Here is a 14,905-nt window from a genome sequence, read left to right as displayed (position 1 = left end):
CGCGCCCCTAAAGACGAAAGACAGGGGCGCAGCCCCGTCTTTCAGGGGCGCGGGGAACTGCGCGAGCAACCACAGCAGACCCGCAGCCTAAGAACGAACCCCACACCCCAACGGACCCCGCCAAGGCACAAGATGAAGGGCCCCTCCAACGGGAGGGGCCCTTCATCAGCTACGGCTCAGCGGCGCAGCCTATCCGTGCCAGCTGTGCGGTGCCCGGAAGCCGGGCTCTCGCTCCAGGCGGCGCCAGCCAGCCTTGGCGCGGCCTCGGTGGGCCGGGGCGGCTGCGGGCGCGGAGGCGGCGCGGGCCAGGAGGATGGCCGTGATGGCGGCGACTTCCTCCGGGTCGGCGTGACCCTTCTCGACGCGAATATCAGGGATGTCCATAGGTTTCAGTCTCCGTGAGAGAGAGGTCCGCGGGGTTGCCGCGATGGGTCCGCCGGGTTACTGGGGCGGGTTGCCGTGCTTACGGGAGGGCAGGTCCGCGTGCTTGGTGCGGAGCATTGCCAGGGAGCGGATGAGGACTTGGCGGGTTTCGGCGGGGTCGATGACGTCGTCGACCAGGCCGCGCTCGGCCGCGTAGTAGGGGTGCATCAGCTCGGCCTTGTACTCCTTGACCATGCGCACGCGCATCGCCTCGGGGTCCTCCGCCTCGGCGATCTGGCGGCGGAAGATGACGTTCGCCGCCCCCTCCGCGCCCATCACGGCGATCTCGTTCGTCGGCCAGGCGTACGTGAGGTCGGCACCGATGGACTGGGAGTCCATGACGATGTACGCACCTCCGTAGGCCTTGCGCAGGATCAGCGAGATCCGCGGCACGGTCGCATTGCAGTACGCGTACAGCAACTTGGCGCCGTGGCGGATGATGCCGCCGTGCTCCTGGTCGACACCCGGCAGGAAGCCGGGGACATCCAGCAGCGTGATGATCGGGATGTTAAAAGCGTCGCACATCTGGACAAAGCGTGCAGCTTTTTCCGATGCCTCGATGTCCAGGACACCGGCCAGGCTCTGCGGCTGGTTGGCGACGATGCCGACCACCTGGCCGTCCAGGCGGGCGAGCGCGCAGATGATGTTGCGGGCCCAACGCTCGTGAATCTCAAGGTAGTCGCCGTCGTCGACGAGCTCCTCGATGACCTTGGTCATGTCGTACGGACGGTTGCCGTCCGCCGGGACCAGGTCCAGGAGCACGTCCGAGCGGCGGTCCGCCGGGTCCTCGGAGGCCGCGTGGGGCGGGTTCTCGCGGTTGTTCTGCGGCAGCATCGACAGCAGGTAGCGCACCTCGTGGATGCAGGTCTCTTCGTCGTCGTACGCGAAGTGCGCCACGCCGCTCGTCTCGGCGTGGACGTCCGCGCCGCCCAGGCCGTTCTGGGTGATCTCCTCGCCCGTCACCGCCTTGACCACGTCAGGCCCGGTGATGAACATCTGCGAGGTCTCGCGGACCATGAACACGAAGTCCGTCAGGGCGGGGCTGTAGGCCGCGCCGCCCGCGCACGGGCCGAGCATGACGCTGATCTGCGGGATGACGCCCGAGGCGCGGGTGTTGCGCTGGAAGATACCGCCGTAACCGGCGAGCGCGCTGACGCCCTCCTGGATTCGGGCGCCCGCACCGTCGTTCAGGGACACCAGGGGCGCCCCGGCCGCGATGGCCATGTCCATGATCTTGTGGATCTTCGTGGCGTGGGCCTCGCCGAGCGCGCCGCCGAAGATCCGGAAGTCGTGCGCGTACACGAAGACCGTGCGGCCCTCCACCGTGCCCCAGCCGGTGATCACACCGTCCGTGTACGGCTTCTTGGCCTCCAGACCGAAGCCCGTCGCCCGGTGCCGGCGCAGCTGCTCGACCTCGTTGAACGAACCGGCGTCCAGCAGGAGCTCGATCCGCTCACGGGAGGTCAGCTTGCCCTTGGCGTGCTGCGCGGCGGTCGCCTTGTCACTGGGGCCGCGAAGAGCCTCCGCACGGATCGCGTGCAGTTCGGCCACGCGCCCCCGGGCGTCCGCGGGTTCGCCGGCCGAGGATCCGGTCTCTTCCAAAACGGTCATGTAGCGACCTTACGAAGCCAACCAAGGAAAGCGGGCCGTCGACTCCGAACAGTCTCCGGCCCGTTTTACTGGTGCCCCTGAACAGAACCCCGACCACATGCACGCGATCCGACTGCTCAGAGGGCCCCCGCCTTGTAGGGGTCACACAAAGGCGTCAGCTGAGAGCCACCTCACATTCATGTGTGGCGCAGGCCTTGCCCGGGGTGACGCGCAGCCTCAGCCGGCGTCCGGTGGCGAGCACCTCGACCGCAGGACCGGCGCGTACGACCCGGCGTACGGGGTGGTCCCAGACGATCTCCAGGGCTTCGCCCGTGCGCGGCGGTTCGCTCACGCAGAGGGTAGCGGTGCGGCCTCGGTGGCGAACGAGCACGCTCGCGGCGGCCGAGGCGGTGAGCGGGCCCGCCGTGCCCGGCTGCCAGAAGTTGGCGGCGGTCAGGCCCAGGGACGGCACCGACACGGCCTGGCGGGCGGAGTCGTTGGCGAGGACCGACAGCCGGCGGCGGTCGGCGGCGCGGGCGGCGACCGTACGGCGTGCGGCGCCGGGCAGGACGACGTACGCGTACGTGGCGTCCACCGGGTCCGTGCCGTGGTCGAGCCAGAGGGTCTGCCAGCGGCGGGTACGGCGCTCGGTGGTGCTGGTGGTGTTGATGTCGGACCAGGCTCCGGTGCGGTCCTCCTGGAGGGTGCGCAGACCGGCCGGGTCCGGGACGAGCCAGCCGCCGTGGCCTTCGAGGTGGGCCCAGCCGGGACCTCGTACGAAGGTCTGGGTGCCGGCCTCCCCCAGGTTGCGGTTGTCGACGACCGTCTCGACCGGGACGCCGTCCGTGGCCGTGATCCCGGCGCCGAGGCAGACGATCTCGTCCGCGAGGCAGAACCACGACTTGCGGGCCTCCAGGGTCGATCCGAGGCCCTTCAGGTGCTGCCCGACCGCCGCGAACTCCCCGTCCGTCGTGCCACCGACCCACCGCGCCGCGGGCTTGGGCTCGCCCCACTCGCCGCCCGCCCGGTCGGCGAGCCGCTTGGTGGACACGGTCGTGCCGGGGAGCCGGTACCAGTCGACGGTCGGCCAGAACCAGTCGGTGTACTGCGCGGCTTGGTCACCGCGCCCGGCCGCCCACCAGTAGAGCATCCCGGCGCCCGTGTGCCAGCCGCGCGGATTCTCGCCGTTGCCGCACTCGTAGTACGCGATCCGGTCGCTGGCCATCGCGATGTTCGCGGTGAAGGCGGGGCGGCGGTGGACGGCCCGGTCCATGGCGGCGAAGAGCCGGTGGCCGACCGGCTCGGGTGCGGGCGCGACCGCCGAGCCCGCGACCTCGTGGAGCCGTGCCAGGTCCGCGACACCGAACTGACGTGCCGTCAGGATCGGTGTGACCGTGTCCCGTTCGATCCAGCCCTTGATCCGCCCGTGCCAGCGCTCGCGCTCCGTCCCGCTCGCACCCTGGGCGAGGAGCGCGATCGCGGCGATCAGCCCCTGACCGTGGAAGTGGTCGCTGCGCATGACCTGCCGGTCGTCGCTCTTGAGGTAACCCCGGCTGATGGCACGCCCGTTGACGCTGTCCATCATCAACCCGTCGTGGATCAGGGGCGCGTACGCCCGTTCCACGCTGTCCAGGATGATCTGTCTGCCGGGATCGGTCACCTCCCAGGACGAGCCCGCCAGCAGCGCGAAGAGGCGGCCGAGCCCGTCGAGCAGCACCTGCCCGTACGTCCCCGAGTACGCGACCCAGGTGTGCTGGATGAAGGACCCGTCGGCGTACAGCCCGTCCCCCTGTGTGACGTACGGGAAGACCGGCGAGAGGGCGTCCCGGGCGAGCGCGAGCTTCTCGGGGGCACGGCCGAGGATGCCGCGCAGGGCGACGGAGCGGCAGAGGTCGACGCGGTTGGCGCCGGTCGAGGTGCCCGAGTAGTCGCGGAGCATGGCGTCGGGGATGAAGTGGTCGACGGCGGCGCAGGCGGCGGCCACCCGGGCGGGCGTGAGTTCGTCGTGGAGGGCGGCCACGATGTCCATGAGGAGGCGGGGGCTGCCGATCTGCCACTCCCACCAGTTGCCGTAGCGGGTGGTCGAGGGGTTGTAGACGGTCGCGGAGAGATGGTCGAGGCCGCGGAGGATGTCCGCCAGGAGGGTCGCGTCGCCGGTCGAGCCGGCGCCCTCCTGGACGTACGCCTGCGTCATCGTCCACAGCCTGCCGTAGCTCTGGGTGATGCCGGTCGGCGGGTCGAAGGGGTGGCCCGGCCAGAGCGAGGTGGCGGCCGGGGCCATGGTCTGCCGGAAGCCGCGGGCCAGTTCGCCGGTCTCGGCGAGGCGGGCGGCGTACGGCTCGGTGGCCGGGTCGTATCCGGCGCCGAGGGCGATGTCGAGCCAGCGGTGGCGGAGGGTGTCGTACTCGTCGTCCACATGCACCCCTTCGTCGGCGGCGTACGCGGCGGCGGTGGGCCTGAGGGCCGGGCTCGCCGTGAGAGCCGCTGTCAGCAGGAACGTACGGCGGGTGGGAGTCATGGCAGGCGATGGTGCCCGAGGTGTCCGGGTGCCCACCAGAGGCACAACGGGCCACATCAGGAATGAACCGATGGCAACTCAATGTAATCGGCACGACACGTCATGCTTTCAGTTGAAACCCGTACGGAATAGGTCTATGGTCGCTGTCGTTGAAGGTTCAACAGCTTCGGTGCAAGACCGGGGCTCGTCCCCAAGGAGCAGGTCATGGGTCTCTTCGGCCGTAAAGACGCCACCACAGTCACAGCCACCCCCGATGCCGCCGCGCCGGCCGCGGTGAGCCCCGAGCTGGCCGCCGTCACCGGCGACTACACCGTCGACCCGTCGCACTCGGCGATCGGTTTCGTCGCCCGGCACGCCATGGTCACCAACGTCAAGGGCGGTTTCCTCGACTTCACCGGCAGCCTGCACCTGGACGGCACGGACCCGTCGCAGTCGACCGCGTCGATCGACGTCACGATGGCCAGCGTCGACACCGGTTCCGCCGACCGTGACGGTCACCTGAAGAGCTCGGACTTCTTCAAGACGGACGAGTTCCCGACGATGACGTTCCGCTCCACCAAGGCGGAGGCCCTGGGCGGCGACGACTACCGCATCACCGGCGAGCTCTCGGTCCTCGGCACCACGAAGGAGTTCTCCATCGACCTGGAGTTCAACGGCTCCGCGACGGACCCGTTCGGCAACGAGCGCGTCGGCTTCGAGGGCAAGGCGGAGCTCCTGCGCTCCGAGTGGGGCCTCACCTGGAACGCGGCGCTGGAGACCGGCGGCGTGCTCGTCTCCGACAAGATCAAGCTGAGCTTCGACATCTCGGCGATCAAGAACGCCGGCTGAGGCTGAGGCCGAAGTTTCGCCCGCACGCCGAGCGCGCCCGCCCTTCCCTTTGCCGGAGGGCGGGCGCTCGGCTTGACGGAGACGGTGAGCCCGGCGGCCGGAGCCGCATCTGTATCCACCGGGTCGGCATCACTCTGGCCGGTGCCATAGAGGGGTTGACCGATGCCCGCCCCAGGGGCGGGCATCCCCCCAACACACACATGCCGCATCGACGCCGACCCAACTGCCCTTCGGCGCCGGTCACTTCACTCGTCGCCCCGACTCCAGCTCGGCGACCGCCTTCGCCAGCCGGGCCGCCCTGACCTCCGGCGTCCTCGCCGTCAACAGGCTCAGGATGACGAGGTACTGGTCCGTTCTGCCGAGCCCTTCGAAGAAGGCCCTCGCGCGAGGGTTCCGCTCAAGCGCGGCGGCCAGGTCGTCCGGGACCGTGGCGTTCCGCTGCGACTCGTACGCCGCCGCCCACCGGCCGTCGGCCTTGGCGGCCTCGACCTCGGCGAGCCCCGGGGGCCGCATCCGGCCGGCCTGGGTGAGGGCCTCGACCTTGCGCACGTTGACCCGTGACCAGAGGCTGCCCGGCCTGCGCGGGGTGTACCTCTGCAAGTAGTACGACTCGTCGAGTCCCTTGCGCTGACCGTCGATCCAGCCGTGGCAGAGGGCCGCGTCGAGGGCCTCCGCGTTGGTGACGGACGTCCGGCCGGACCCCTTCTTGGCGATCTTCAGCCAGACCCCTCCGCGCAGCCCGTGGTGTTCGCCCAGCCAGGCCTCCCACTGCGCCGCGTCTGCGAAGGCCTTGATCTCCACGCCCTTGAGAGTGTTGTCCATGAGGACACGGTAGGGGGCAAGTAGGACAGCTTCTGTCCTAGTGGAGCGGGCAGGTCGAGAGGAGCCTCGCACAGGGCGCAAGGGGCGCTACCGTACGCCGATGTCCGCGTTCATCCAGCAACTCCCCGCCCTCATAGGCGTGATCGTCGGCGCCCTCGGCTCGTATCTCGCCATCGTGCGCGGGGACCGGGCCCGGTTCCGGCGCGAGCAGACGGCGCGTTGGGAGGAGCGGCGCCTGGCCGTGTACTCCGACTACGCCCGTGCGTTGAAGAGAACCGTGACCCTCACCTACCGGGTCGCGTCCCATCTCGGCAACGACCCGCATCCCCATCCCCTGGCCCCCGAGGCTGCGGCACACGAGCTGGCCTCGGCTCTCGACGCCCGCGATCCGGTCGGGGAGGCTCTGCTGATGCTGGGCTCCCCGGACGTGGTGGAGCGGGCCCGCGAGTGGGTCGTCGCGGTCATGGAGATGGAACGGTTCCTGGCCGAGCGGACCCAGGACCCCGAGGCCTGGTCGGCGCTGCTGGCCCGCCAGCGTGCCGCCCGCGAGCGGTACTACGCGGCGGTACGCGGTGATCTGGCGCTCCCGCCCGGGCATTCGGGGCGGTGGATCCTCGACCGGTCGGCTCAGGGGGCGTGAGGCGATGGTCTGAAAGTCCCAGTCCCAGTCCCAGTTCCAGCCCCAGTTCCAGTTCCAGTTCCAGTTCCAGTTCCAGTTCCAGTTCCAGTTCACGCCGACGGTAATTGACTGGATCGAGCAGACCGGCTCCGGCTAGCCTGCCGCCATGTCCAGCCCCGAGGCGTCAAGACTCCGGCCACCGGCTCTCCGGTGGCTCTGCGGGATGTCGGGCTGAAGCTCCTTGCCTGATCGTGTTCGAGCGCGCTCAGGCACGTCTGCGCCACCGCCACCGGAACGCCGCACAGCGCATTGTGTCCGTTTTCGAGTGTTTCGGGTGTGCGGAGTTCTGTCATGCCGTTCGGTCTGTATCTGTTGGGTCTCGCTGTCTTCGCGCAGGGGACCTCCGAGTTCATGTTGTCCGGTCTTGTGCCGGACATCGCGAGGGATTTCCAGGTGTCCGTTCCGGCCGCCGGGGCACTGACCTCGGCGTTTGCCGTGGGGATGGTCGTGGGGGCGCCGTTGATGGCCGTCGTGAGCCGACGGTGGTCGCGGCGGTGGGCGCTGCTGGGGTTCCTGGGCGCCTTTCTGGTCGTTCATGTCGTCGGTGCGGTCACCGACAGCTTTGCCGTGCTGCTGGTCAGCCGGGTTGTGGGTGCGCTCGCCAACGCGGGGTTCCTGGCCGTCGCCGTGATGACGGCTGTCGGGATGGTCGAGGACGGCGCCAAGGGACGGGCCACCTCCGTCCTGCTCAGCGGGGTGACCGTCGCCTGTGTCGTGGGGGTTCCCGGTGGTGCGCTACTGGGGCAGCTGCGGGGATGGCGGTCGGCGTTCTGGGCCGTGGTCGTCCTGTCCTTGCCGGCCCTGTTCGCCATCGCACGGTCCGTGCCGGGCGGGGTGCCCCAGGGCGCTCGTGCGAGTGTGCGGAGCGAGGTGCGGGTGCTGCGTGAGCCGCGGCTTCAAGTGGCCCTGGTACTCGGCGCGTTGGTGAACGGGGGCACCTTCTGCGCCTTCACCTATCTCGCGCCGCTCGTCACCGGCGTCGCCGGACTCGGCGAGGGCTGGGTGCCCCTCGTGCTGGCGCTCTTCGGGCTCGGGTCGTTCGTCGGGGTCGCCGTCGCGGGACGGGTCGCCGACACCCGGCCCGGCGCGGTCCTGCTGGTGGGCGGGGTGGCGTTGGCGGCCGGGTGGGGTGTCTTCGCCCTGACCGCCGGGAACCCGGTGGCGGCGGTCCTGCTCGCCTTCGTCCAGGGCGCGTTGTCGTTCGGTGTCGGGTCCACGCTGATCTCGCGGGTGCTTTACGCGGCGACCGGTGCGCCGACCCTGGCGGGCGGCATCGCCACCGCCGCGTTCAACGTCGGTGCCGTGGTGGGGCCTTGGCTCGGCGGGGTCGTGATCGGTGCGGGGCTGGGGTATCGGTCACCGTTGTGGATGAGTCTCGCACTCGTGGGACTCGCCTTGGTCGTGGGCGGCCTGACCCGGCGGAGGCAGGCCGCCGCGGTGGCACCGTAGACGACTCGACGGACAGGCGACCCAACGGACAGACGGACAACAGGGCCCGCACCGGGGAATATCCCGGTGCGGGACGACCCGTGGGCCGCTAGCCTCCGGGCATGACCTGGCTGCCCGCTGACTTCGTCCATCCGCTGCGTGTCGAGGTGCCCGGCGGGCACCATCTGCGCCCGATCACCGGTGCCGACGCCGCGATCGACTATCCGGCCGTGATGGGGTCGCGCGAGCGACTGTGGTCCATCTTCGGGGAGGCGTGGGGGTGGCCCTCCACCACCATGACGTATGAAGCGAACAGGCAGGATCTGGAGCGGCACGAGGCCGAGATCGCCGCTCATCAGTCCTTCAACTACGTGTTGTTCGACGACGCGGGCACCACCGAGTACGGGTGCGTCTACATCGATCCGCCGGAGAAGGCGGGCGCCGACGCCGAGATCTGCTGGTGGGTGGTGGACGAGCGGGTGGGCACCGAGCTGGAGCGGGATCTGGACGCGCTCGTACCGCGGTGGATCGCCGAGGCGTGGCCCTTCGAGCGGCCGCGGTTCATCGGGCGCGATCTGTCGTGGAAGGAGTGGCTGGCTCTGCCGGACGCGAACTGACCCAAAACAGCGTGGCTGGTTTTCGCCCCTTGTGGGGGTGCTCCCGGCGTTCTCATAATCCTTCAACGGAAATTGACCGGCTCATGCCATAGAACACGCCATTTCTTTTCGTTTCGGCCTTTTCGTTCAGGCTTGGCATGCGCATGTCACTTCCATTCACTTCCACCCCCCACGGAAGGCATCACGTTGAAGAACCTCCTCAAGGCTCTCAAGAGATGCGCGGTCGCCGGCGCCGCCGCCCTCGCCGTCGTCAGCCTGCAGCCCGTGTCCCCCGCGACGGCCGCCCCGGCGCCCGTCGTCGGCGGAACCCGCGCCGCGCAGGGCGAGTTCCCGTTCATGGTCCGCCTCTCGATGGGCTGTGGCGGCGCGCTCTACACCCAGCAGATCGTGCTCACCGCCGCGCACTGTGTGAGCGGCTCGGGCGCCAACACCAGCATCACCGCCACCGCCGGTGTCGTGGACCTCCAGTCCACCACCGGCCGGGTCCAGGTCAGGTCCACCCGGGTCCTCCAGGCACCCGGCTACAACGGCACCGGCAAGGACTGGGCGCTCATCAAGCTCGCCCAGCCCATCAACCTGCCGACGCTGAAGATCGCCACCAGCACGGCGTACAACACCGGTGACTTCACCGTCGCCGGCTGGGGCGCGGCCCGCGAGGGCGGCGCTCAGCAGCGCTACATGCTCAAGGCCACAGTGCCGTTCGTCAGCGACGCCACCTGCCGCTCCTACGACCAGTACGAGGGCCTCGTCAACAGCGAGGAGATCTGCGCCGGCTTCGCGGCCGGCGGCGTCGACACCTGCCAGGGCGACTCCGGCGGCCCGATGTTCCGCAAGGACAACGCCGGCGCCTGGATCCAGGTCGGCATAGTCAGCTGGGGCATCGGCTGCGCCCAGCCCAACGCCCCCGGCGTCTACACCGAGGTCTCCACCTTCGCCTCGGCCATCGCCTCGGCGGCGGCGACTCTCTGACGCACGACTCCAGTACGTGTACGAGCACGGGCCCGGCGCCGCTCAGCGCCGGGCCCGTGGTCGTACCCATGCCCGCGACGGCTCGGCGGCTCCGCCGAGCGCCCTCTCCCCTCAGAACCCTCCGCCGAAGTCCCCGCCGCCTCCGAAGTCCCCGCCTCCGAAGCCGCCGCCGAAGTCACCGGAGTCGAAGTCGGCGCCGGACACATCGCCGCCCTCGTATCCGCCGCCGAAGTTCCCGTATCCGGAGCCGTAGTCCGCCGCGTACGCCGGGCCGGCCATCATGGAGCCGAGCATCGTGCCGACCAGGAGGCCGGGGAGGATGCCGCCGCCGAAGTAGCCGCCGGCCCAGGGGCCGTAGGCCGGGCCCGCGTCCCAGTAGGGGCGGCGGCCCGAGTCGGTGTCGACCTCGCGGACGGCCGGGTCGAGGCCGTCGTCCAGCCGGGCCCGGTCGGCGGCGCAGACCGGGACCTCGCGGGTCGCCCCGCCCGGCGGAGTCCAGGTGGCGTCGGCGACCGACGGGCCGTGGCGCGGGTCGAAGAAGCAGGGCGCCCGGCGGTCGGGAAGGGGGCGGCCCTCGCGGCGTGCGGCGAGGACGGCGAGCGAGAAGCGCCCGTCCTCCAGGGACTGGGTTACGGCGCGCACCTCCTCGGGGCGGGTGGCCGCGGCCATGAAGGACTTCGCCTTGTCGTACGAGTCGAGGGAACGCTCGTAGTCGGCGCGCATCGCGTCGTCCGCGCCGGCCTCCGCGGGGTGGAAGTCGAGCCGTTCGAGCTCCTCGCCGAAGGCGGTGATGTCCTCGTCCACGACGACGCGCAGCTTGTCGAGCGCGGCCTGCAGCTCCTCCTCCTTCTTACGGCGGTTGCGGCGCACGAGCGTGTACGCGCCCGCGCCGCCCGCGACGAGCGCCGCGCCGACGCCGATCAGCACGCCGGTCCCGCCGCCGTCGCCGCCCTCGCTCCAACTGCTGGGCGCGGAGCCGCCGAGGTTGAGGAGGGCCCGGTCGGTGAAGTTCTCCAGCTGGGGCGTGGTGGCCTCACCCTGGACGCTGCCGACGAGGTTCCGCACGCCTTCGCTCGACAGGACCGACGAGTCGGCCTGCGCGTTGAACCGGTCGCCGAGCCGGATCGCGTACAGGCCGGTGACGCCGGTCGCGGCGCGCAGGTTCCTGAAGAGGTTCTCCTGGGGGAAGTCCGCGGGGAGCACCGCGACGAAGACGGGCTTGTCCGCCTTCTCGATCTTCTCGGCCAGGGCGTCGGCGTCGGACCGCGACAGTTGCCCGGACATCGACGGATCGACGTACACGGGGTCCTCGCGCAGGGCGTTCGCGACGGTCGAGATGTCCGTGGCGGCGTGCGCCGGTGGCACGCCGACGGAGAGGACCGCAAGCGCGGCCACCACCAGTGCGATCAGGAGTCCGGAGAGTCCACGGGTACGCACGCCGTTCATACCTTCGAAGCTACCTGACGGGCGGGGCAAACGGACGATCAGCCAGGTGGGGCGGCGGGCACCGACAGGCGCACACCGCCCCACCGGCACCGTCAGGCCGCCCGGTACGCGGCCGTCAGTTTCGTCACCGCCGCCCCGTACCGTCCGGTGAGCAGCAGGTGATCGGCGTCGGCGAAGGGCTTGGCGACCGCCTCCGTGATCCGCTCGCCGGCCTTCTGCTGGACGATCAGCCGCGCCTTGGTGACGATCGCGCGCCCGGCCTCCTCTGACCCGGCCTTCTCGGCCAGGGCCCCAGCGGCGGCGAGGGCCTTGAGTGTCGACTGGCCGCCCTCCGGGACCTTGGTCCGCGTCGTCAGACCCCAGCCGTACGGGAACTGCGGATCGTACGAGGCGTCACCCACGTTGATCGGCAGCTGAGCCTCCGACTTCGGCCAGGTGACGGGGAGTTGGCCGGTGAAGGCCCGCTTCCCGTACAGCACGTCCGCGACTCCGTCGCCCTCGGTGCCCGGCAGCCAGGAGGCGACCAGCGCATCCATGTCACCGAGCTGGTCGCCGACGATCTGCGTCCGTCCGGAGACGATCAGCACCGCGCACTTCATGGCGCCGCACACCTTGTCCACGGCTGCCCGATCGGCCGCGGAGAGCACCATGTCGTGGCCGTTGCCGACATCGCCGACTCCCTCGGCGTACGGGGTCTCGCCGACGACGACCATCCCCACGTCGTAGCCGTCGGTCGGGGCGGAGGCGTCCTCGGAGTAGCCGATGGCCGCGCCGGGAGCCGCCTTCCGCATGCCCTCCAGGATCGTCGTGCCCTCGGTGATCTCGCCGGACGAGCCCTGCCAGGTGACGGTCCAGCCGCCGGTCTGGTTGCCGATGTCGTCGGCGTTGGACCCGGCGACGTACACCTTCTGGGACTTCTTCAGCGGCAGCACCCCGCCCGCGTTCTTCAGCAGGACCTGGGACTCGGCGGCCGCCTCGCGGGCCACGGCCCGGTGGTCGGCGGAACCGATCTCGTCGATGCCGGAGCGGTCCGCGTACGGCTTCTCGAACAGTCCCAGCTCGAACTTCTGCGTGAGGATGCGGGACACGGCGTCGTCGATACGCGCCTGGCTGACGCGGCCCGCCTGTGCCTCGGCGATCAGGGTCGAGCGGAAGGTGGGGTACGCGTACGGGACCATGATCATGTCGAGGCCCGCGTTGATCGACGTACGGACGTCGGACGCGTAGTCGCCGGGGATCTGGTCGATGGCCTCCCAGTCGCTGATGACGAAGCCGTCGAAGTCCATCCGGTCCTTGAGGACGCCGTTGATCATGTCGGCGCGGGCGTGCATCTTCACCGCGCCCTTGCCGTCGCCGACGATGTCGAGGGAGGAGAAGGACGGCATGACCGAGCCGACACCCCGGTCGACGGCCTCCTGGTACGGGGAGAGGTGGACGGCCTCGAGCTCCTCGCGGGTCACGGTCGTCACGCCCTGGTCGATGGTGTACGTGCCGGTCGTCGACGAGCCGAACGTCGTGCCGCCGTCGCCGACGAAGTGCTTGGCGGTGGCGAGGACCTTGTCGTTCCGCTTCAGGTCCTTGCCGCTGCGGGCGCCTTGGAGGCCCTGGATGATCGTCTCCATGGACTTCACCAGGGCCGGGTCCTCGCCGAACGACTCGTACGCCCTTCCCCAGCGGTCGTCGCGCGTCACGCACACGCAGGGGGCGAAGTTCCAGGGGACGCCCGTGGCCCGGGTCTCGGCGGCGGTCACCGCGCCCGTCCGCTGGGTGAGTTGGGGATCTCTCGACGCGCCGAGGCCGATGTTGTGCGGCATGATCGTGGCGCCGACGAGGTTGTTGTGGCCGTGCACCGCGTCCACGCCGTAGATGAGCGGGATCTGCAGCCTCGTAGCCAGGGCGGCCTTCTGGTAACCGTCGATCATGTCGGCCCAGGCCTCGGGCGTGTTGGGCGTGGGTGTGGAGCCGCCGCCGGAGAGGACCGAGCCGAGTCCGTACGTCGTGATGTCGCCCTCGGAGGCGAGGGCGCCGCGTTCGGCCTGGGTCATCTGGCCGGCCTTCTCCTCCAGGGTCATACGGGAGAGGAGGTCGGCGACGCGCTTCTTCACCGGCAACTTCGGGTCGAGATACGGGAGTCCGTGGGCGTCGACCACGATCCGGGGGTCGGTGGCGGGGGCCTCGGCTCCCTCGACGGTGAGCTTCAGCGGGACCGTCTCCGCCATCTCCGCGGAGCCGTCCCGGGTGGTCGGCACGGTGACGGTCCGGGTGGCGCCGGATGCCGTGCCGGCGGGGAAGGTGACCTTGCCCTTCACCGGCTCGACGTCCTTGCCGGTGGTGGCGTACGTGACGGTTACGGGCTCGGTGAGTGGGGCGCCGCCGGTGGTGACGGAGAGGGGCACGTGCGCCGCCGTGCCCTCCTGCACGGAGTACACGGCGGCGCCGGTGGTGAGCTTCGCCTTCGCCTCGCCTGCGGCGGCGGTGGCCGGAGGCGAGGCGAGGGCCGGTAAGCCTGCTAAGAGCGACACGGAGACGAGCAGGGCGGTTCTGTGCGGGGCTTTTCTGTGCGGGGCTTTCCGCATGACTATCCCTTCGGCCGGGCTGAGGGCGCGGGGCTGTCAACTCTCGTACTGCTCCGGACATTTGGATCGGAACGTGAGTCAACTGGCGTCTCAAGGGCCCGTCAAGGGGGCATGTGGGTGTTTTCGCCCCCGCCGCCCCTACCCGTCCCATCCCTGGGGGCTGCGCCCCCAGACCCCCCTGTCGGCCTGAACGGCCTCGTCCTCAAACGCCGGACGGGCTGAGTGGGCCGGGACTGGGCTGGAAGGTGAAGGCCGGGTGCGTGGTCGGGCTGGGTGCGCGGGCTGGCCGGGATGCGCGGGCGGCCTGGAGGGCAGGGCGCAGCCCGCCCTCCAGGGGCGCGGGGAACTGCGCGCCCAGCCCCCACTCACCCGCACCCGACAACACACGACACGGGGTCTGGGGCGGAGCCCCAGGGATGGGACGGGTAGGGGCGGCGGGGGCGAGAAAAGGCTAGGCCGGTCGCAGCCACACCGTGGCCAGGGGTGGCAGGGTGAGCCGGATGCTGGCCGGTTGGCCGTGCCAGCCTTGGGCGTCGGGCTTCACGGGGTCGGGGTTGGTGACGTCGCTGCCGCCGTAGCGGGCGAGGTCGGTGTTGAGGATCTCGTGCCAGGCGGGCACGTCGTCCGGCACGCCGATCCGGTACGCCTGGCGGACGACGGGGGAGAAGTTGGAGACGGCGAGCAGCGGCGCGCCGTCGGCGTCGTGGCGCAGGAAGGCGAAGACGTTGTCCTCGGCGGCGTCCCCGGCGATCCAGGCGAACCCGGCGGGGTCGGTGTCGCGTTCCCACAGGGCGGGCGCGGCACGGTAGACGGTGTTGAGGTCCCGGACGAGGTCGCGCACGCCCTGGTGGTCGGCGGCGGCCCCGTAGGAGGGGTCGAGCAGCCACCAGTCGGGTCCGTGGGCCTCGGACCATTCCGCGCCCTGGGCGAACTCCTGGCCCATGAAGAGGAGTTGCTTGCCGGGGTGGGCCCACATGAAGCCGAGGTAGGAGCGCAGGGTGGCGCGCTG

General features: G+C 70.6%; 12 protein-coding genes. 5 read left to right on the top strand and 7 right to left on the bottom strand.

All coding sequences use genetic code 11. The features are described from left to right. Positions 1-189 precede the first annotated feature (189 nt). The 3 genes from AB0I18_RS48550 to AB0I18_RS48540 all read right to left on the bottom strand — a co-directional run bounded on the left by AB0I18_RS48550 (position 190) and on the right by AB0I18_RS48540 (position 4,531). Complete coding sequence (locus AB0I18_RS48550) at positions 190-384, bottom strand: acyl-CoA carboxylase subunit epsilon (protein WP_363112258.1); 195 nt, start codon at positions 382-384, stop codon at positions 190-192. Between the two features lie 57 nt (positions 385-441). Continuing rightward, complete coding sequence (locus AB0I18_RS48545) at positions 442-2,034, bottom strand: acyl-CoA carboxylase subunit beta (protein ID WP_363112257.1); 1,593 nt, start codon at positions 2,032-2,034, stop codon at positions 442-444. 154 nt (positions 2,035-2,188) lie between these two features. Beyond that, the gene (locus AB0I18_RS48540) at positions 2,189-4,531 is read right to left on the bottom strand and encodes a polysaccharide lyase 8 family protein (protein ID WP_363112256.1); all 2,343 of its coding nucleotides are present in this window, start codon (positions 4,529-4,531) and stop codon (positions 2,189-2,191) included. A 204-nt stretch (positions 4,532-4,735) separates the two neighbouring features. Between AB0I18_RS48540 and AB0I18_RS48535 the strand changes: the two genes are divergently transcribed. After that, positions 4,736-5,359, top strand: a complete 624-nt coding sequence (locus tag AB0I18_RS48535) for a YceI family protein (protein ID WP_363112255.1) — start codon at positions 4,736-4,738, stop codon at positions 5,357-5,359. 240 nt (positions 5,360-5,599) lie between these two features. Here AB0I18_RS48535 and AB0I18_RS48530 read toward each other — a convergent pair whose 3' ends face one another. Next, entirely contained in the window at positions 5,600-6,181 is a 582-nt protein-coding gene (locus AB0I18_RS48530) for a YdeI/OmpD-associated family protein (protein ID WP_363112254.1), read from the bottom strand. A 100-nt stretch (positions 6,182-6,281) separates the two neighbouring features. Here AB0I18_RS48530 and AB0I18_RS48525 point away from each other — a divergent pair, with 100 nt between their 5' ends. The 4 genes from AB0I18_RS48525 (at position 6,282) to AB0I18_RS48510 (ending at position 9,874) form a co-directional block, all read left to right on the top strand. After that, positions 6,282-6,821: a hypothetical protein gene (locus tag AB0I18_RS48525; protein ID WP_363112253.1), complete on the top strand. Its 540-nt coding sequence runs from the start codon at positions 6,282-6,284 to the stop codon at positions 6,819-6,821. A 330-nt stretch (positions 6,822-7,151) separates the two neighbouring features. Continuing rightward, a complete protein-coding gene (locus AB0I18_RS48520; protein ID WP_363112252.1) occupies positions 7,152-8,309 on the top strand; it encodes a Cmx/CmrA family chloramphenicol efflux MFS transporter in 1,158 nt (385 codons plus the stop codon). A gap of 101 nt (positions 8,310-8,410) precedes the next feature. Continuing rightward, entirely contained in the window at positions 8,411-8,905 is a 495-nt protein-coding gene (locus AB0I18_RS48515) for an N-acetyltransferase (RefSeq protein WP_363112251.1), read from the top strand. Positions 8,906-9,091: 186 nt separating this feature from the next. After that, positions 9,092-9,874 carry a serine protease gene (locus AB0I18_RS48510; protein ID WP_363112250.1) on the top strand — a complete coding sequence of 261 codons (783 nt, stop codon included), beginning with the start codon at positions 9,092-9,094 and terminating at the stop codon, positions 9,872-9,874. Between the two features lie 111 nt (positions 9,875-9,985). Here the strand turns inward: AB0I18_RS48510 and AB0I18_RS48505 are convergent, their stop codons facing one another. From AB0I18_RS48505 to AB0I18_RS48495, 3 genes are all read right to left on the bottom strand, one after another. After that, complete coding sequence (locus AB0I18_RS48505; protein ID WP_363112249.1) at positions 9,986-11,320, bottom strand: hypothetical protein; 1,335 nt, start codon at positions 11,318-11,320, stop codon at positions 9,986-9,988. A gap of 92 nt (positions 11,321-11,412) precedes the next feature. Continuing rightward, entirely contained in the window at positions 11,413-13,842 is a 2,430-nt protein-coding gene (locus tag AB0I18_RS48500; RefSeq protein ID WP_363112248.1) for a glycoside hydrolase family 3 protein, read from the bottom strand. Positions 13,843-14,347: 505 nt separating this feature from the next. Continuing rightward, positions 14,348-14,905 (bottom strand): alpha amylase C-terminal domain-containing protein (locus AB0I18_RS48495; protein ID WP_363112247.1); only part of this gene is annotated, 558 nt, incomplete at its 5' end.

This window comes from Streptomyces sp. NPDC050704 (assembly GCF_040654355.1).
In the GTDB taxonomy this organism is placed as follows: Bacteria; Actinomycetota; Actinomycetes; order Streptomycetales; family Streptomycetaceae; genus Streptomyces.
This window is presented reverse-complemented; position numbering and strand designations above follow the sequence as displayed.